The 17,406-nt window shown below is 70.5% G+C and carries 22 protein-coding genes and 1 pseudogene; 17 read left to right on the forward strand and 6 right to left on the reverse strand.

From position 1 onward, the window contains the following. Nucleotides 1-7: 7 nt before the first annotated feature. From LRS04_RS14730 to LRS04_RS14745, 4 genes are all read left to right on the forward strand, one after another. Nucleotides 8-793: a hypothetical protein gene (locus LRS04_RS14730; protein WP_257817004.1), complete on the forward strand. Its 786-nt coding sequence runs from the start codon at nt 8-10 to the stop codon at nt 791-793. Continuing rightward, the gene (locus LRS04_RS14735) at nt 790-1,419 is read left to right on the forward strand and encodes a hypothetical protein (RefSeq protein ID WP_257817005.1); all 630 of its coding nucleotides are present in this window, start codon (nt 790-792) and stop codon (nt 1,417-1,419) included. The genes LRS04_RS14730 and LRS04_RS14735 overlap by 4 nt, the downstream gene beginning before the upstream one ends. 68 nt (nt 1,420-1,487) lie before the next feature. Then, nucleotides 1,488-2,198, forward strand: a complete 711-nt coding sequence (locus LRS04_RS14740; protein ID WP_257817006.1) for a hypothetical protein — start codon at nt 1,488-1,490, stop codon at nt 2,196-2,198. Nucleotides 2,199-2,401: 203 nt separating this feature from the next. After that, complete coding sequence (locus LRS04_RS14745; RefSeq protein WP_257817007.1) at nt 2,402-3,070, forward strand: hypothetical protein; 669 nt, start codon at nt 2,402-2,404, stop codon at nt 3,068-3,070. Nucleotides 3,071-3,073: 3 nt separating this feature from the next. Here LRS04_RS14745 and LRS04_RS14750 read toward each other — a convergent pair whose 3' ends face one another. Further along, complete coding sequence (locus tag LRS04_RS14750) at nt 3,074-3,292, reverse strand: hypothetical protein (RefSeq protein WP_257817008.1); 219 nt, start codon at nt 3,290-3,292, stop codon at nt 3,074-3,076. Between the two features lie 190 nt (nt 3,293-3,482). Continuing rightward, complete coding sequence (locus LRS04_RS14755; protein ID WP_257817009.1) at nt 3,483-3,653, reverse strand: hypothetical protein; 171 nt, start codon at nt 3,651-3,653, stop codon at nt 3,483-3,485. A 107-nt stretch (nt 3,654-3,760) separates the two neighbouring features. Between LRS04_RS14755 and LRS04_RS14760 the strand changes: the two genes are divergently transcribed. From LRS04_RS14760 to LRS04_RS14770, 3 genes are all read left to right on the forward strand, one after another. Further along, nucleotides 3,761-4,024 (forward strand): GlsB/YeaQ/YmgE family stress response membrane protein, encoded by a 264-nt coding sequence (locus LRS04_RS14760; protein WP_257817010.1) that lies wholly within the window; start codon nt 3,761-3,763, stop codon nt 4,022-4,024. Between the two features lie 213 nt (nt 4,025-4,237). Next, on the forward strand, nt 4,238-5,539 hold the full coding sequence (locus LRS04_RS26930) for a hypothetical protein (protein WP_308238149.1): 1,302 nt from the start codon (nt 4,238-4,240) through the stop codon (nt 5,537-5,539). Nucleotides 5,540-5,654: 115 nt separating this feature from the next. After that, nucleotides 5,655-5,852, forward strand: coding sequence for a hypothetical protein (locus LRS04_RS14770; protein ID WP_257817011.1), 198 nt, complete (start codon nt 5,655-5,657; stop codon nt 5,850-5,852). A gap of 40 nt (nt 5,853-5,892) precedes the next feature. On the opposite strand, the gene LRS04_RS14775 is transcribed toward LRS04_RS14770, so the two are convergent. After that, nucleotides 5,893-7,242: a sensor histidine kinase gene (locus LRS04_RS14775; RefSeq protein ID WP_257817012.1), complete on the reverse strand. Its 1,350-nt coding sequence runs from the start codon at nt 7,240-7,242 to the stop codon at nt 5,893-5,895. A 386-nt stretch (nt 7,243-7,628) separates the two neighbouring features. Between LRS04_RS14775 and LRS04_RS14780 the strand changes: the two genes are divergently transcribed. The 3 genes from LRS04_RS14780 (at nt 7,629) to LRS04_RS14790 (ending at nt 8,486) form a co-directional block, all read left to right on the forward strand. Further along, nucleotides 7,629-7,808, forward strand: a complete 180-nt coding sequence (locus LRS04_RS14780; protein ID WP_257817013.1) for a hypothetical protein — start codon at nt 7,629-7,631, stop codon at nt 7,806-7,808. A 66-nt stretch (nt 7,809-7,874) separates the two neighbouring features. After that, entirely contained in the window at nt 7,875-8,162 is a 288-nt protein-coding gene (locus LRS04_RS14785; protein ID WP_257817014.1) for a hypothetical protein, read from the forward strand. 87 nt (nt 8,163-8,249) lie between these two features. After that, on the forward strand, nt 8,250-8,486 hold the full coding sequence (locus tag LRS04_RS14790) for a helix-hairpin-helix domain-containing protein (RefSeq protein ID WP_257817015.1): 237 nt from the start codon (nt 8,250-8,252) through the stop codon (nt 8,484-8,486). Nucleotides 8,487-8,508: 22 nt separating this feature from the next. Here LRS04_RS14790 and LRS04_RS14795 read toward each other — a convergent pair whose 3' ends face one another. After that, nucleotides 8,509-8,961 carry a hypothetical protein gene (locus LRS04_RS14795; RefSeq protein WP_257817016.1) on the reverse strand — a complete coding sequence of 151 codons (453 nt, stop codon included), beginning with the start codon at nt 8,959-8,961 and terminating at the stop codon, nt 8,509-8,511. A 590-nt stretch (nt 8,962-9,551) separates the two neighbouring features. On the opposite strand from LRS04_RS14795, the gene LRS04_RS14800 reads away from it, so the two are divergent. Further along, nucleotides 9,552-9,758 (forward strand): hypothetical protein, encoded by a 207-nt coding sequence (locus LRS04_RS14800; RefSeq protein ID WP_257817017.1) that lies wholly within the window; start codon nt 9,552-9,554, stop codon nt 9,756-9,758. A 109-nt stretch (nt 9,759-9,867) separates the two neighbouring features. Beyond that, complete coding sequence (locus tag LRS04_RS14805) at nt 9,868-11,754, forward strand: portal protein (RefSeq protein WP_257817018.1); 1,887 nt, start codon at nt 9,868-9,870, stop codon at nt 11,752-11,754. A gap of 4 nt (nt 11,755-11,758) precedes the next feature. Here LRS04_RS14805 and LRS04_RS14810 read toward each other — a convergent pair whose 3' ends face one another. Next, a complete protein-coding gene (locus tag LRS04_RS14810) occupies nt 11,759-12,343 on the reverse strand; it encodes a hypothetical protein (RefSeq protein WP_257817019.1) in 585 nt (194 codons plus the stop codon). Nucleotides 12,344-12,388: 45 nt separating this feature from the next. On the opposite strand from LRS04_RS14810, the gene LRS04_RS14815 reads away from it, so the two are divergent. From LRS04_RS14815 to LRS04_RS14830, 4 genes are all read left to right on the forward strand, one after another. Then, nucleotides 12,389-12,853 (forward strand): hypothetical protein, encoded by a 465-nt coding sequence (locus LRS04_RS14815; RefSeq protein ID WP_257817020.1) that lies wholly within the window; start codon nt 12,389-12,391, stop codon nt 12,851-12,853. Between the two features lie 48 nt (nt 12,854-12,901). Next, complete coding sequence (locus LRS04_RS14820) at nt 12,902-13,729, forward strand: hypothetical protein (RefSeq protein WP_257817021.1); 828 nt, start codon at nt 12,902-12,904, stop codon at nt 13,727-13,729. Beyond that, nucleotides 13,729-14,319, forward strand: a complete 591-nt coding sequence (locus LRS04_RS14825; RefSeq protein WP_257817022.1) for a hypothetical protein — start codon at nt 13,729-13,731, stop codon at nt 14,317-14,319. The genes LRS04_RS14820 and LRS04_RS14825 overlap by 1 nt, the downstream gene beginning before the upstream one ends. 638 nt (nt 14,320-14,957) lie before the next feature. Continuing rightward, nucleotides 14,958-15,350 carry a P22 phage major capsid protein family protein gene (locus LRS04_RS14830; protein ID WP_257817023.1) on the forward strand — a complete coding sequence of 131 codons (393 nt, stop codon included), beginning with the start codon at nt 14,958-14,960 and terminating at the stop codon, nt 15,348-15,350. A gap of 81 nt (nt 15,351-15,431) precedes the next feature. Here the strand turns inward: LRS04_RS14830 and LRS04_RS28015 are convergent. After that, nucleotides 15,432-16,069, reverse strand: a pseudogene (locus tag LRS04_RS28015) (DUF2239 family protein). A gap of 416 nt (nt 16,070-16,485) precedes the next feature. Between LRS04_RS28015 and LRS04_RS14840 the strand changes: the two are divergent. Continuing rightward, nucleotides 16,486-17,406 carry a hypothetical protein gene (locus LRS04_RS14840; protein ID WP_257817024.1) on the forward strand — a complete coding sequence of 307 codons (921 nt, stop codon included), beginning with the start codon at nt 16,486-16,488 and terminating at the stop codon, nt 17,404-17,406.

The raw sequence follows: 17,406 nt of genomic DNA on the forward strand, positions 1-17,406 counted from the left end.
GCCGTCGTTGCAACGGCCGCGGGTGGGCGGCGCCGTGATCTACGCCCGCTACTCACCCGACCTCGGGGCGGAGATCTGCCGGCGGATCGCGGCGGGCGAGGTCTGGGCGCATATGGCGCGCCGCGGGCGGATGCCCAACCCGGGCGCAATCTACGAATGGCGCAAGCGGTATCCCGCCTTCGCCGAAGCCTTGGCCCAGGCCCGCGAGATCGCCGCAGACGGCGGCCGCGACCTGCCCACCAATCTCGAAACCCTAGGAGAGGACCTGATGAAGGACGACCTGATGACGCCGGCTCCGCGCCGGCTGCGGAACAAGTCGCGCCGCGCCGACGGCGGCGTCGAGTACGTGCGCTACACGGAGGCGGCGGTGCGCCGGATCTGCGACGGGCTGGCCGCGGGCAAGACCTGGAAGTCGTTGTCCAGCCTGCCAAAGATGCCGTCGCACAGCACGTTCTTCGACTGGCGGCGGAAGCACCCGGAGTTCGATCATGCGGTCAGGGTCGCCCGGGCGATCGCGGCCGAGGACCGGTTCGAGGAGGCATACGAGACGTCGGTGGGCTCCACCATGGAGACGCTGGCCAAGGACAAGGCGCACGTCGATCTCTGCATGAAGCAGGCGGCGGCCCTGGACCCGTCGCAGTTCAGCGAACGGGGGCGGGGGGCGGCCGGGCGGCCGGGCGAGGGCGGCGGCCACGTCCAGACCTTCGTCATCCGCCACTTCGAGAAGGTCATCGAGGAAGACGGCACAAGCCGGCTGCTGGCCTTCGATCGCGTGCAGCAGGTCGAGCGATGAGCGCTGCGGAGACGACCAAGCGGCCGCGCACGCCGCGCGCCAAGGCGCCGGTCTGCCCGGCGGCCGAGGGGCCGGTGACGCCGATCGGGCGCCACTGGACGCCCAAGCCCCACCAGGAGGAGCTGTTCTTCGCGCTGCGCGGCGGCTGCAAGCGGGCGGACGTGGCCGCGCACCGGCGCTGGGGAAAGGACGAGGTGGCGCTGGCCTGGGCGGCGGAGGCGGCGATCCGGACCCAGGGCACCTACTGGCACCTGCTGCCCGAGGCCGCCCAGGCCAAGAAGGCGATCTGGGACGCCATCAACCCGCACACCGGCAAGCGCAGGATCGACGAGGCCTTCCCCCGCGAGGTGCGCCACAAGCGCTGGGAGGCCGACATGAAGGTCGAGCTGAAGAACGGCTCGACCTGGCAGGTGGCAGGCTCGGACAACTACAACTCCCTCGTCGGTTCGCCGCCGGTGGGGGTGGTGTTCTCGGAGTGGTCGCTGGCGAAACCGGAGGCCTGGGGCTACCTCCGGCCGATCCTGGCAGAGAACGGCGGCTGGGCGCTCTTCCTCTGGACGCCGCGCGGGCTGAACCACGCGACGCGGGCCTTCGAGAGCGCAAGCTGCGGCCGCAGGAGTGGCTGACCATCCAGGCCTCGGCGCGGGACACGGGCGTCTTCACGGCCGAGCAGCTCGAGCGGGAGCGGCGCGAGATGATCGCCGAGCTGGGCTCGGTGGAGGAGGGCGAGGCCCGGTTCGCCTCGGAGTACCTGGTGGACTTCAGCGCGGCGGTCCCGGGCAGCTACTACGGCTCGGCGCTGCGCGAGGCCGATGCGCAGGGGCGGATCGGACGCGTGCCCTACGACCCGGCGCTGAAGGTCGACACGGCCTGGGACCTGGGCATCCACGACTACACGGCGATCTGGTTCTTCCAGCAGGTCGGCCGGGAGGTGCGGGCCATCGACTACTACGAGACCTCGGGGGAGGGGTTCGACGCCATCGCCCGCGAGGCGCTGAAGTCCAAGCCCTACGTCTATGGAACCCACCACCTGCCGCACGACGTGATGGTGCGCGAGATGGGGAATGCGGGCCGCAGCCGCTACGAGACGCTGCAGAACCTCGGCGTCTGGCCGATCACCGTGGGCGTGGCCATGGACCGGGAGGAGCGGATCAACGCGGCGCGGACGATGATCCCGATCACCTGGTTCGACGCGGAGAAATGCGCCGTCGGGCTGGACCGGCTGCGCGCCTACAAGAAGCGCTGGAGCCGGGCGACGCGGACCTACACCGGGCCGCTGCACGACGACGCCAGCCATGGGGCCGACGCGTTCGGCGAGTTCGCGGCCAACCGGCTGGGCCCGGCGCGGCCGAAGGAGCGCACGCACTACCGTCGGGAGCCGGGGCCGCTGAGCTGGATGGGGTGAAGCCCAGAATAGGAGTGGGAACCACGGAATACACGGACCACAGGGAGGAGAGCAAACCATGAAGGGCGGGAAGAGCGCGGACTTCCGTGTGGTCGGTGGTTCTCTTTTGCCGCTTCGCCGCCCCTGGCGGCGGTTGACGCCTCTTCGGAAAGCGGACCTGCTGGTGGCGTCGCCGGACGGGGCGGCGGACCCACGGCGCGCGCATGGACTTCCTGAAACTGCTGCGGAGTTTCGAGGAACTGATCTTCGAGGCGGCCAGCTGGCTGTTGTTCTATCCCCGGACGCTGTGGCGGATCATGTCACGGCCGCTGGCCGCAATGGCCTATTCCGACGCCGAGCAGTCGGACGACGAGGAGGGCCGCTACGACGACGCCATCTCGCCGCCGCTGTTCCTGCTCTTCTCTGTGGTGCTGGTGAACCTCGTGGGCATGGCCCTGCACGTGCCGACGCCGCACGTGGACTCCACCCTGGGCGCGGCGGTGTCCAATTCCCCGCAGAACCTCGCGCTCTTCCGGGCGCTGATCTTCAGCCTGATCCCACTCGTCTCGGCCGCAACGCTGGTGCGCGAGCAGAACATCCGCCTGGCCCGCGAGACGCTGCGGCCGCCGTTCTACGCCCAGTGTTACCTGGCCGCGGCGGTGTCCATCTTCGTGGGCTTCGGCAGCGTGATCCTCCAGCGGCCCGACCTGCCCAATGCGCTTGGCCTGGCGATCATGCTGGCCGGCGCGACCTGGTTCGGGGCCGTCCAGACGCGCTGGTTCTCCAGGACGCTCAGCGTCCGCTGGCCGCGCGGCCTGTGGCTCACAGTGTGGTCCGTGGTCAGGGCGCTGGGCTACATGCTGCTGATCGTCGTGCCCGTCGCGCTGCTCTGAGGCCTAGAACCGCCGCCTGTCGCCGTCTCCCACCAGGTCGCAGGCGCCACGGAATTTGGTCAGGCCGTCGAGCACGATGCGGCCACTGCGGCGGTCGATGGTGACGGTCGGGCGGTTGAGGCCATTCAGCCTGAAGCGGCCGGCGATGCGGTCGGGCGTGACCGAGAGGTCGCTGAGCTCGTACCCGCCGTGGTCGGAGCCCGAGCTGACCGGCGGGACCATGGACTTGGCCGGCCGGATACGTCCGCGGCCGCCATCGATCTCAAGGGTAAGCGAGGTGTCGTAGTGCTCCTGGGTCCATTCGATCCGGGACTTGGGTACGTAGCGATCCTGCTTGGGATCCTACTCGTAGCCCGGACAGCGGCGAGCCTTCATGTGGCGCCACGTCTTCCTGCCGCGACGCGGCGGGCGGCTAGACGCGGATGTCGACCAGGCGGCCGGTGCTGGAGCCGGTCAGCGCCCGAGCCGGCGCGGGGGCCTGCTGGGTCTGGACCGACTTCTCGGCAGCCCGATCGCGGTCATAGACGACCGGCCGGACCGGGGGGACCGGGAAGAACGTCACGGGTTGGACATTCAGCGACATAGCTCGCCTTGTGACACATCCAGGCTTAACTTCACGTTACCGGCTGCAACCGGTGCGCGGCGCTTCGCATTTGGGGGTCGACACGACACCTGAAGGGAGAAGAGCTTATGAGTGGCGTAGGACTGATCATGGCGATCATTATCGGCATCCTGGCCGGTTGGATCGCCGAGAAGGTGATGAAGCGGAACCACGGCCTGCTGACCAATCTGGTGGTGGGCGTCGTGGGGGCGTTCCTGGGCGCGTTTATCGCCGGGATGCTGAACATCTCGTTCGGCGGCATCCTGGGCAGCCTGCTGGTCGCCACGGCCGGCGCCATCCTGCTGCTGTTCCTGCTCGGCCTGTTCCAGGGCCGCCGGGGCGTGCTGCGGTAAGCGACGACCCATCGTCGGAAAGAGCCCGCGCCGGCCTCGCCGGCGCGGGTTTCTTTGCGCGGATGGTGAACGGCGCGGCTCTCGGAAAATAAGTTGCGCGCTAAGGATGTTCCTTGGCGAAGCGTCAAGCATACCCGCGGTATCCCACGCGAAAAGCTCATAAAACATGGTGGGATAACGATGGCGGTTCGCTCCGCGCGGGTGACAAACCCGATGGATCAGGCGCTGGCCGCCCTCGAGGCCGTGAAGGCCAAGAACACCCAGCGTGCGCAGACGCCGTCGCCGCCGACGCCGGTGATCACGTCGACGAAGCCGGTCGCGCCGACGCCGGTCGCGCCGACGCCGGCCGCGGCCGCTCCAGCCACGGCCGCGAACCCGCTGGCCGGATCCACGGTGCAGGCGCTGGTCGAACAGGCCGCGAAGGCCGCCCAGTCGATCGCCGGCCAGATCAAGGACAAGGCCGAGGCGGCCAAGCCGGACACGACGCCGGGCCAGTCCGCCGCGGAGGCGGCCAAGGCCCTGGCCGAGGCCGCAAAGGCCGCCGCCGAGGCCGCGAAGGCCAAGGCGGAGAAGGACAAGGCGCCTGCGCCGGCCCCAACCCCGACCCCGCCGGTCGCCGCCCCGCCGCCGCCCCTCGCCGCGCCGCCTGCCGCCGCGCCGCCGCCCGTGGCGGCGCCTCCAGCGCCGCTGCCAGCGCCGGCGCCGATCGAGACCCGACCGATCACGCCGGTGGAGACCAGGGACGAGACGCCGCCGCCCGCGGCTCCCGCCGCGCCGGCCGCGGTCCGCCAGGGCGGCCGCGACCGTGGCCGCGACGGGAGGCTCTCGTCGGCGGTGATGTCGGTGCTGCTGGCCGTGCAGGAGACGGTGCGCGACGCCAACTCCAGGGATCCGAAGACCACCCTCGGCCAGGCGCTGCATAGCCTCATGGACCTGTTCGGCGCCGTCGGGCGTGGACAGGGCCGCGGGCACGGGCACGGGCACGGGCAGGGCAACGGCCAGGGTCACGGCCGGCCGCCTCGGCCGCCTCGGCCGCCGCCGCCGCCGCCTCCGCCGCCGCCGCCGCCGCCGCCTCCGCCGCCGCCTCCGCCTCCGCCTCCGCCGCCGGTGGTGACGCCGCCGCCGGTGGTGACGCCGCCGCCGCCCGCGCCGCCGCCGCCGGTCGTCGCGCCGCCGCCGCCCGTCGTGGCGCCTCCGGCGCCGCTCCCGCCGCCGCCAGTGACGGCCGAGCAGAGGGCGACGCCGAAGTTCGTGGGCTTCGTCCGCGACCGGCTGCACGAACAGCCGCTGGCCCTCTATCCGACCACGCCATTCTCCAAGCGCGTGGCGCCGGCCGAGACGAAACGCCGAGAGACCGAGCAGGTCCAGCGGGCCAGCGCGCTAAAGATCGCCACGTCGAAGACGGTGTTCGCGAACCAGGCCGCCCTGCCGCTCATGCAGGTCATCCAGATGCAGTCCATGCAGTTCCAGGCGGGATTCCAGGCCTCGGCCTATCGCACCCGATGGATATTCTAGGTTGCAGAGCAGATACTACTCTCGGTCGGATATCCGACGATGGTTCAACCGTGCATGGTGCCCGCGCAATCGCGAATGAGTTGCGGCGGTCGGCTTACCGCGTACATATCCGCGCATGGAAGAGCTCGAACAGCAGATGTTCGCCCTCGAGTTGATCGTCAGCCTGCGGCTGGCGCTGGACCCGCCGGCCGTCCGCCGCCAGCTCGTGGAGGCGATCGGCCGGGAGACAGCCGACTGCAGCGAGATCGAGGCGCAGATCCGCCGCCGCGCGCTGGAGATCATCCGCGGCGCGGAAGGGCCGGACCTGGTCTGAGGGCTTCCGCGCGCCGCGCGGCCGCCCGATGGGCAGCCGTCTAGAGCAGCCGTCCCTGCGGCGGGGCCGCGGCGAACGGGCCGGCCGGCGCGTCGGGCAGGCGGACGCGGAACACCGCGCCCGGTCCGCCCTCGACTTCCAGGTCGCCGCCGATCTGCTGGACCATTGAGCGCACCAGCCGCATGCCGAGCCCGGCGCCCGGCGGGTCGGGCAGCCCAGGGCCGTGGTCGGTGACCGATAGGACCAGGGTGTGGTCGGTGCGGGACAGGCGTACGGCGATCTCGCCGGAGGCCGGGGCGGGATAGGCGTGCTTGGCGGCGTTGGTGATCAGTTCGTTGACCACCACGCCCAGCGCGACCGCCCGGTCCACCGCCAGGATGGCCGGTTCCGCCGCCAGGGTGATCCGCACGCGCTCATTCTCGATCACGGAGCCCTCGAGCCGACGGCAGAGGTCCCCCAGGTAGGCGGCGAGGTCGACGTCGTCCTTGCGGCCGGAGCGGCAGAGGCTGGCGTGGACATCGGAGATGGCGTGGATCCGACCGACCGCCCTCTGGAGCTGGGTCGAGACTTCGGCCGACGCGCCGCGGGCCTGCATGTTCAGCAGCGAGGACACCATGGCGAGGTTGTTCTTCACCCGGTGGTTCAGCTCGTCGAACATCTCCGCCTGGTGCGCCTCGGCCGCCTTCTGGTCGGTGATGTCCTGGACGACCTGGGCGAACTGTTCGGCCATCACCCGGCTGAGGCGGATCTGGTACCAGCGGCCGGTGGCGGGGCTCTGATATTCGACGCTCACCGGAATGCCGTCGAGCGCCCGGCCGCAGGCTTGGAGCCAGGCCTCGGAGGCGCGGGGGGTGAGCTCGCTCTGCCGTCGGCCGATAACGCTGGCGTCGAGGCCCAGCAGCCGCAGGATGGCGGGGTTGGCCTCCAGCACCTGGTAGTCGACGAGGCGGCCGTCGGCGCCGCGCACGGCCTGGAGCAGGGCGAAGCCTTCCGAGACGGTGTCGAAGAGGGTGCGGTAGCGCAACTCGCGCTCGGCGAGGCGCAGGGTGTTGGCGCGCTGGCGTGCGAGGAGGGCGCGCAGGTACAGGCCGCCCGCCGCGATACAGGCGCCGGCGAACGCATAGAGGCCGAGGTTGACGGCGACGTGGGCGGGGATCGGGCTGGCGGCCCCGACGGGCTCCAGCATGAACCACCCGCCGAGCAGGCCGCCGCCCGCCAGCGCGGTCGCCGCGGCGGGCCAACCGCCGGCCAGCGCCGCCGCCATGATCACCGGGTAGAAGAGGCTGAACGCCGTGAGGCCGGGAAAGACCGCGCCCAGGCGCGCGCGGACCAGGGCGGCCAGCGCCAACAGGGCGAGGGTCAGCGCCTGGGCGAGGGCGCCCCGCAGCAAGGACATGCGTCCTGCCGACCTGATCGGTCCTTCGCCCCTCATCGCGCCCCACCAGGTCTTCACGGCATGGCGAAAATCCTAGGCCGAGATTTCACGGCTTGGCGACCCAGGGTTTTCCCTTAGGCGCGAGTGTTCGCGTGTGTCTTATCAAATGGCAGGACCGCGGCGCCGGTAAAGACTCGCGATGCGCACGGTCGATCCTGGATGACAGTGAAGCAAGTCGTCGTGAATCGGGGTCGAATCTTGCCGCTCAGCACCTTCGGACAACTTGCGCGAGCAGAGCCCCGCGTGCGCTTGGGTCGCAGTCCGGCGAAAGGCCCGCGATCTGCCGCCACCGCGGCGCCGGGCTTGCTGCGGGGGAGGCCAGAACCGTCCGGGAGACCCTGATGCGCCAGTTCGAGACAGCTTTCGCCCCGATGCGGGACGCCGATCCCGCCGTGGCCCGCCTGATCCAGACCGAGCTCCACGCCGGCGAGGCCATGGCGGTGGCGATCCATGTGCGCGAGGGCCTGATCCGGCTGGCCGCGGCCAACGGCGACGCCCGGCGGGAGAGCCGCGCGGCCTGACAGGGGTTGCGTCGCGGGCGGCCTGCGGCTTGTTGGAGGCCTGGGGTCGACGAGGGCGCAGGACGCATGGACGAGACGGGACGGATCCTTTCGCTGGAGGCTCAGCTCGCCGACGCCCAGCGCGCGCTGACCGCCCACGACTTCCTGCTCCGCGCCCTGCTCGCGGAACTGGCGCTTTCGGACGCCGCGGCCTTCCGCAGCCTGGTCGAGGGCTTCCAGAGGACCGGCTTCTACCGCGCGAAGATCGACGCCCCCGACCTCACCCGCGAGGTGGCGGGCGAGATCACCGACCTGCTCGACGAGGTGGCGGGCACGGTGGCGGCCCGGCGGCCCGTGGGGGGATCGACCGGATGAGGGGTGATCAAATCTCGATGTAACAATGACGCGAGAGGAACGCTGGTCGACCACCGGCGTTGCCCGAGTAAGCCCGGGAATTCCGTCATGACCGACCTGAACGCCGCGCCCGCGGACGAACTCGCCACCCTGCCGACCGTGGGGCCTGCCGCCGCCTATGACCTGATCCTCTTCCGGCCCTATCTGAGCTGGGAAGAGGTGGAGTACGTGCCGGGGTTCAGTCCCGAGCGGGTCGACGAAATCCGGCTGGCCGGCGCGACGCTGGGCTCGCCGGACAGCCGCCGCTGGCTCCTGGAGCGCGACCGGCAGGACCTCCAGGCCTAGCGGCGCCCGGACGCGTCCGGACTCACCAGTTGCAGTGATTGTCGACCCAGAGCGTCAGCGACCCCACCGCCTGGCCCGCGTCGTGCTGGGTCATGCAGGCCGAGAACGCGCGCTGGAAACGGACGAGGCCCGTCGGGCCGCCGGCCAGCATGATGCGGGCCGTGGCGTTGTCGCCGGCGGCCGCGGCGCAACTGCGGGCGGCGGCCACCACCTGCGGCGCGGGCGTGGGCGTGAGGAACTCGCCGATCAACTCGCCGCGGCGTTCGGCGACGGCGTAGCGCTGGGCGGGCTGGAAGAGGGAGAGCAGGCGGCGGCGGCGCGGGCCGACGCATTCCTCGTTGGTGGAGACCCCGGTCCAGAGCCGGTCGGACGGGCCTTCGAAGCCCACGGACGCCGTCGCCCGCGCGCCGGCCACGGCGACGCCCGCGCCGCTGTCCGCCGCCTGCGCGGCGCCGGCCGACACCGCCAGGGCCATCAATGCTCCGAGCCCGAAGGCGCAGAATCGCATCGCGAAAATCCCCAATCCCCGCTCCTTCGACGGCGCCAGAGCTTGGCGGTAGAGTCAATGGAATATTAAGGGCTTAACGTTAACGGCCCTGCGGTGTTCGCATGTTGTTCTTCATGAGGGTCCCCGCAGCGAGCGCGTCATCAGCGCCGCGGGGGACGGCTCCGAGGCGATGCGAAATCCGCCGCCACCGCGAGCGAAGATGTTCGCATTTTGTTCTTGACATTCGCGCGCGTCTTTGAGAGAGTTGTGTCAGCGTTGATGCGTGCGCCCGCGGCGGCCTGAGGGCCCCGGCGGGTGCGGTGCGTCGAAGGCGTTGATCGCCACGGACGTGCGGCGCCGCTGGTGGGCGGACCGATCCCAACAGTCTGAAACGAAGGGGCTGGACGCGATGCGCGGTTGGCGGATGCCGAGTGACGACCTGCCGGTGGGCGACTGGATGCGCGAGCGGGTGCTGAGGCCGGCGGGCGAGGCGCTGGCGGCGCTGCCACGGCTGGCGCTTGGCGGGGCTGATCGTACCGGCTGCATGGGTCTGGCGGGTTGCGCGTGGCCGGCGGCTTGTGTCCGCCCTGACGCTTCGGGGCGCGGCTTTGCTGCTCGCGGTACCCGCGGTCCTGCTCTGGTGGCCGCTGGTCTTTGATCTCGCCAACTTCGAGCTGCGGTTCTTGGACGTGTTTGCCGGCGCGGCGTTCTTCGCCGGCCTATGGCTCATGTGGCGCTCGCGTCCGCGCCGCCCTGACCCTGCGACTGAGCCCGCCCTGACCTGACCTGAGCTCCGGCGCCCGGCGGGCGCCGATCCCGACATTCCCTCGCGGCGTCTGCGCCGCTCACCCCGCCCGGCCGCCGTGCGGGGCGATAGCCTATGGGGCATCACCCTTGTCCGACGAAGATCTGATCAAGGAGGCCCGCGAAGCCTTCGAGCTGGCGGCCGACGCCGAGGCGGAGAACCGGCGCGACGCCCTCGACGACCTGAAGTTCGCCAGGCTGGGCGAGCAGTGGCCGGCGGCGATGAAGCGGGCGCGCGAGCTGGACGGCCGGCCGACCCTGACCATCAACCGGCTGCCGGCCTTCATCCGCCAGGTGGTCAACGACGCCCGGCAGAACAAGCCGGCGATCGCGGTGCATCCGGTGGACAGCGGCGCCGACCCGGAGACGGCGGAGGTGTTCAACGGCCTGATCCGCCACGTGGAGCAGAGCTCCGATGCGGAGGTCGCCTACGACACGGCGCTCGACTTCGCGGTGACCGGCGGCTTCGGCTATTTCCGGATCAACACCCGCTATGCGGCCGACGACGGCTTCGACCAGGACCTGGTGGTGGAGCGGGTGGCCAACCCGTTCTCGATCTACGGCGACCCGGACTCGACGGCGGCCGACAGCGCCGACTGGAACTCGGCCTTCGTGGTCGACAGCCTGCCGAAGACGGCCTTCGAGGCGCGCTGGAAGGGAGCCGACGCGGTCGACTGGACGGCGGACGCCTATGCGAGCCTGGGCGCGCCCTGGCTGGAGGGGGAGCGGGTGATGGTCGCCGAGTGGTGGCGGCGTGAGCGGGTGGAGAAGACCATCCTGGCGCTCTCCGACGGGCAGGTGATCGAGGAGGCGACCTACAAGGCGCAGAAGACGATGTTCGACGCCTTGGGGGTCAGCGTCGTCGGCCAGCCGCGGACGGTGGCGGGGCACAAGGTGACCCAGCGGATCCTGACCGGTGGGGAGGTGCTGGAGACCGTCGACTGGGCGGGGAAGTACATCCCGATCGTCCCGGTCTATGGCGAGGAGCTGTTCGTCGACGGCCGCCGGCGGCTGCGTGGACTGGTGCGCGACGCCAAGGACCCGCAGCGGATGTTCAACTACTGGCGCACGGCCTCGACCGAGCTGGTGGCGCTGGCGCCGAAGACGCCGTTCATCGGGCGGAAGGGGGCGTTCGAAACGGACAGCGCCAAGTGGGCGTCGGCCAACACCGAGAGCCACGCCTACATCGAATATGACGGGAACGACCCGCCGATGCGGCAGCCGTTCGCAGGTCCGCCGGCCGGCGCGCTGCAGGAGGCGCTGAACGCCGCCGACGACATGAAGGCGATCATGGGCCTGCAAGATGCGAGCCTGGGCGCGCGGTCGAACGAGACCAGCGGCCGGGCGATCATGGCCCGGCAGCGGGAGGGGGACACCTCCACCTTCCACTACATCGACAACCTGAGCCGGGCGATCCGGCACGCGGGCCGGATCATGCTGGACCTGATCCCGAAGGTGTACGCGACGCCGCGGGTCGTCCGCGTGTTGGGGGTGGACGGCCAGGCGAAAAGCGTGGCCGCGGCGCCTGGCGGTCAGGCCGCCGCGGGGCAGGGCGGCGAGGCGCTGCGGAAGCTCGGGCGGATCTACGACCTGGGGGCCGGCAAGTACGACCTGACGGTGCGCTCGGGACCGTCGTTCACCAGCCGCCGCGAGGAGGCGGCGAACCAGATGATCGAGCTGATGCGGGCGTTCCCGGCCGCGGCGCCGGTGATCGGCGACCTGCTGGCGCGGAACCTGGACTGGCCGGGAGCGGACGAGATCGCCACGCGCCTGGCGGCCCTGCTGCCGCCGCAGGCGAAGGGCGCGGCGCCTGAGGTCGAGCAGGCCAAGCAGCAGCTGGGCCAGCTGGCCCAGGCGCTGCAGGCGGCAAAGGCGGAGATCGCGGCCCTGAAGCAGGACCGGGCGCACGAGGCCCGCAAGCTGCAGATCGAGGCCTTCGAGGCTGAAACCAACCGGCTGCGAGCGTTGCAGCGGTAGGGGGTCAGCGCGTCTGGCGGCCGTCGCGGTGGCGGAGGAAGAAGCGGCGAGCCAGCCAGAGGCTGAAGGGGCTGAGGAGCACGCCGCCGACGACGAGGCCGAGACGGCCGATTGTCCCGCCGACGACAGCGCCAAGCGCCGCAATCACGCCGACCGCGGTCCAGAGGATGACGGATCCGCGCAGCAGGCGGGTCTCCCAAAGGGACGAAAGCGTCTGTCGATAGGCCGCCAGCCAAAGGGTCGCCATGCTGACGGCGAGCACTATGGCGAAGTAGGGCCAGCCGACCCACGAGGCCGTCATCGGCCCCCAGGCGTAGAGGAGCGGCGCCCACAGAACTCCGCCGAGTCCAAGCCAGGCGGCGGCGACCCAGAAATCGCCGCCCACGAACCGCTTTGCGTCGGCCCGGGCAAGGGTCAGCCAGCCCAGGGTGATCTGAGCGCCGATGGCCGAGAGCGGGCCGATCACGAACAGTTCTGGGTCGCGCGTGAACAGGGCCGTTCCCCAGAGAGCGAACCCCAGGAAGCTGAAGTCAGCGCCGCCCCGACGGATTTCCCGGCGCGACCACTGCGCCTTGCGTTCTTCGGTCAACACCGCGGTCGCCCCTGATTCCCACAACCTCAGGAAAATTCGCACATGGATTCGAAACGCCGCAACGAAGAGCGCACGTCGCCCGGCAAGTCCATCGCCGCCGGCGCGCTCGAAGCCCAGCAACGGATCCTCGACATCGGCCTGGATCGGGCGAAGAAGCACGCGCCAAAGGTCGTCAAGGGCATCAAGGCCGCCCGTTTCTGGGGGCCGGCCCGAGTTCTGGACTGCGCTTCCATTGCGACGGCCGAGAACAAGGGGCGGGCCATCGCCGAGGCAGCCGGCGGCGCCGCGGGTTCGTGGATCGCCGGCATCGGCGGCGGGCCAGCCGCCGTGATCACCGCGCCGATCGGCGGAGCGGCGGGCGCCTGGGCCGGCGGCGAACTCTACGACGCCGGCGAGGAGATCGTTTCCGACATCCTCGACTGGCGCGACGTGAACGCCCGCAAGGTCGCCGAGACCCGCCGCATCAATGACCGGCGCAACGCCGAGCAGCGCCGCAACGGCCGCTGAGCGGCCGCCACTCCGCCTCCGCGCGAGGCCTCATCAAACAGGACACCCATGGACAACGACGACGCCATCATGGCGGGCGGGGACGACCTCGCGCGCGCGGAAGAGCTCGGCCTGGAGGCCGAGGAGCTGGAGCAGGACGGCGCGGAGGGTCTCGAGCCCGAGACGCTTGAGATTGAGCTGGACGGCCAGGTCTATGAGATCCCGGCGGCGCTGAAGGGCGCGTTCCTCCGGCAGGCCGACTACACCCGCAAGACCCAGGACCTCGCCGAACAGCGCCGGGCGGTGGAGGCCGAACGGCAGGCGTTGGCCCAGCAGTCGCAGCTCTCGGCCGGCGCGAGCCGCGACCGGATGCGGCTGGCGGCGCTGGACGAGCAGCTCGCCGACTTCGACGGCGTGGACTGGCGGGCCTTCGCCGAGGAGGACCGCCAGGGCGCCGAGACGCTCTGGGGCCGCTACCAGGCCATGGGCCGGGCGCGCGAGGAGCTTGCCCGCGCCGTCGCCCACGCCGACGAGCGCGACCAACTGAAGGCCGCGCGCGAGGCGGCCGACCGGATGGCCGAGACGGGCCGCAAGCTGGCCGAGGAGATCGACGGCTGGTCGCCGGAGACCGCGGCGAAGCTGGTGGAATACGCCCAGGCGTTCGGCGTCACGCTCGAGGAGCTGGCCGAGGCGGCGGATCCGAGGCTCTGGAAGCTGCTGCACAAGGCCTGGCGGGCCGATCAGGCCGGCGGGCAGGAAATCGCGGCCCGGGCCCAGGCGGTGCGGCCGGCGGTGCAGGTGACCGGCGCGGCGGGCGCTAGCGGCGGCGTGCGCGACGAACTGGCGCTCAAGGACTGGATGGCCCGGCGCAACGAGCAGATGGCGCGGGGGCGGTGATGGTACAGCCGACGAAACCGATTGGATGGGACGACGTCGACCGCTTTTCGAGGCCGGCGGCCACGCCGAAGCCGCCGGCGGCCCATCGGCTGACACTGGAAGAGCGTGTCAGCCTCGCGAAGGCGCCGCGGCGGCGGCCCGCGCCGACGGGCGATACGCGTCTCCAGGTCTGGTCCTACGACGTGCCGGACCGCATCCTGCGCGAGGCTGTGGGCGTCGGAATTCCGAAGGTCCTCAAGGGGCTTTCCCCAGACCACATGTACGAACTCTACGACGACGGCCGGGACCGATTTATCTATCGCGCCGGGCCGTCGCGGCACGGCCTTCACGCCGAGGTGACGCCGGCCGAGAGAAGCCGTGACTTCAATCAAGGCGAGCGGCTGCTCTATGAGACGACGCTACCGAACGTCGCCGCGGCCGACGCCGTCGGCTCGGCCAGAACCCATGCCGCGCAGATCGAAGGCTCGGGACGTCCCTACCTGGTCTTCGGATCGAACTCGAACGCGGTGATCCGGGAGCATATGAACCAAAGGCCCGGCGTGAGCGTCGGCGACCGGCAGACAGTCGGAGGCCGGCCGCCCAGATTCTGACCCGCGCCAGCCGATCAGCTGCCGACCTTCCCGGTCCGACCCGTCGCGATCCAGGCCCAGATGACGAAGGGCCAGACGGGAAGCACCAAGGCGACGGCGTAGGGGCGCCATCATCCAGGCGTTGTCGCCCTGATCGGCGATCATCCAGGCGATCGCCGCGGCAGGCAGGAGCGTCGGGAGGCCAAGCGCGCCGATCGCCACCCTGCGGATGAGGACCTCGCGCCGAGACGCGGCGGGCGCGCGCCCAAGGTTCACGATCAGCCAGACCGTTCCGACGAAGTACGCGGCGAGGGCGGCCAGATACAGCACCTCGAAGCCCGGATGGAATCTGCCCGCAACCCAGGCGATCGCGACCAGAAGGATCGAAGCCGCCAGCACCTGCGCGGGTAAGACGATGAAGGTCTTCACCTCAAACGCCTCGCGTTGTTTCTGATTTGTTCTAGCAGGTCCGGCGCAGGCCGCAATGCCGATTCCGATGCGTGCGGATCTCCGCCATCGCCTCGGAATACCGGTTGCGGCCGCTCAGAACCGAAATCCAGGCCGCCGCCGGCTCCGCCGGCAGCCTTCGAGCATGCGCGTCCTTCGCGCCTCGGGAGCCTTCACGCGGCCAATTCCAACCCAATCCCAAGGACAACTGAATGCCCAATACGATCCTGACCGCCACCGCGGTGACGCGGGAGGCGCTGCGCGTGCTCCACCAGAAGCTCAACTTCGTGGGTTCGATCACGCGCGAATATGACGACAGCTTCGCCCGCCAGGGCGCCAAGGTCGGCGACACCCTGAAGGTGCGCCTGCCGAACCAGTACGTGGTCCGCACCGGCTCGACGCTGGCCGCCCAGGACACCACCGAGAGCTCGGTGGACCTGAAGGTGCAGACCCAGAAGGGCGTCGACCTGAACTTCACCTCGGTCGACCTGACCATGAACCTGGACGACTTCTCCGAGCGCATCCTGGAGCCCGCCATGAGCGTGCTGGCCGCCAACATCGAGGCCGACGCCATGAACACGGGGCGCCGATCTGGTCGCCTGTGACTCCGCACGCCGCCTGGCCGTGCAGACGCACGACGCGGAGCATGCTCTGGAGGACGAGGCCTTCCGGATGTCGCGGACGCGCTAGGCTGTCCGCGCGGCGCGCTCGGTGGCCGCGAGGCGGGTGACGTAGGCCCGAATGTCGTCGGGCCAGGCCGAGATCAACGCGTCGAACCGGGGGTCATCGGCCGCGTAGAGCGCGCGGATCGCTTCTTCGAAGCCCGGCAGGTCTCCGCCCAACGCCGACATCACGCGGTAGAGCGCCTCCTGGGCCTCGCGGGCGCGGTCGGCGCCTTCATTGCTGCGCCGGGCTTCCTCGACGAGGCGGCGGAGGGCGGCCGAGGCGCCGCCGGGCTGGGCGGCCAGCCAGTCCCAGTGCCGGGGGAGGAGGGTGACCTCGCGGGCGACCACCCCCAGCTTCGGCCGCCCGCGGCCCGGCTTGGGCGCAGTCGGGGGAGGGGCAGCGCCAGCGCTGGCGGGTCGGCGAAGGGATCGAGCTCGACCGCGCGACCGGTCCTGTCGTCGAAGATCAGGACAGAGCCGCGGGCCTGCTTTGCGGCTGCGGCGACGTCCGCCGCGCCCCCTTCAGCGATCAGTCGGCGCGCCGAGAAGGCCGTGTACCGGGTCATACGCCGGAATAGCCCGCCATGTTCGATTTGTCGATTTTCGCCCGGGCAATATCGCCGCGGGCTCCAAAACCCGATCACGAGGAATAGCACCATGCCAGGCACGCAGCGCCGTGGGCTGAGCGATCGACTGCCGATCAACGAGTGGATGCGGCTAAGCAACGAACTGGAGAGATCTTCGCAGGCGTGGAGAGGCTGCGGGGCGGGAGGCTTGGGACAAGGCCACGCGCCTGGGCAAGAATGTTGCGGCGGCCCAGCCGAGCGATGTTGTTCGGCTGGGAGCGCAGGTGCTGCGGCAGCAGGTCAAGGCGCCTGCGGCGGCTCTAAACAGCACAGCTCAGACGGTCAAAGAGCGTGTGAGGGCGGCTGCAAAGGAAGCCCCCGCACAGCTGCGTCAAGCTGCAAAGCAACTCCGTCCGGTCGGGAATGAAGCGTATGCCGTTCTACGCGGTGCGGCGGACGCCGGCACCTTGGGAATCTCAGACAGAGCATGGGCTGCCGGTGGGGCTGTCTTGGACGCCGTCGACGGTAAGGACCTGCGCAAGGCGTACGACGACCGCATGGCGAAAGAGCATGCGCGGGACAAGTACGATGCCGAGCATCACGGAGGGGCAAGACTTGCGGGTCAGCTCGGAGCCACAGCGGTACAACTCGTCGCCACGGGCGGAGTGCCCGGCGTGGCCAAGCTAGCTGGCCTTGGCGGAGAAGCAGTGCTGGGCCTTCGGATGAAGCAGGCCACGCCCCTGGCTCTTCGCGAGATCGGGACGGTTGCTGGCGTCGGAGCGGGAACGGGCGTCGCTGGGCAAGGCGTGGCTGATGCGCTCAGCGGAAAGGTCAGCGGGCTCGGAGATTACGCCGGAGCGGCCGTTGGCGGTGCGGTTGCGGCTCCCGTTGCGCTCAAGTTTCACGGCGCGCATGCCGGAGCGGCCGGGGGCGCAGCGACTTCGCTGGCTCAGGATATGTTCAACGGACGCATCCGCTCAGTCGATGACTGGGTCCCGGCGATCGTGAACGCTCAACAGGCCGCTTCCCTGGGGGCGATCACCGGCGGCGTCGCCACGGGCGCGGCCGCGAAGCGGGTAGACGCTCTCGATCGGAGAGCGAAGGGAAGACTTGGCGAGGACCTCTCCGAGCTGCGCACCGCCGCCCGCGGTGAGAAGACCGTCCCTGGAGGCAAGACACGGGAGTATCTTTCCGAGGGGTGGACTGTGCCTGACAGCCGTAGCACCGACTGGGGCGGAGAAACCGCGGACATCATCGAGTCGAAGTTCGGGCGTTCACATAAGCAGCTCAAAGGCCGGCAGGCCCAAGCATATCGGGAACTCCCCAACTATCGGGTCGACCATTTCCTGCCGCGTGACATTGGCGCGATCTTCGGGGTGCCTGCGGCCGAACTGGCTTACCTGACCGGCCTCAACTTCGACCGAGAGTAG

This window comes from Phenylobacterium sp. J367 (assembly GCF_024699985.1).
Lineage (GTDB): Bacteria > Pseudomonadota > Alphaproteobacteria > Caulobacterales > Caulobacteraceae > Phenylobacterium.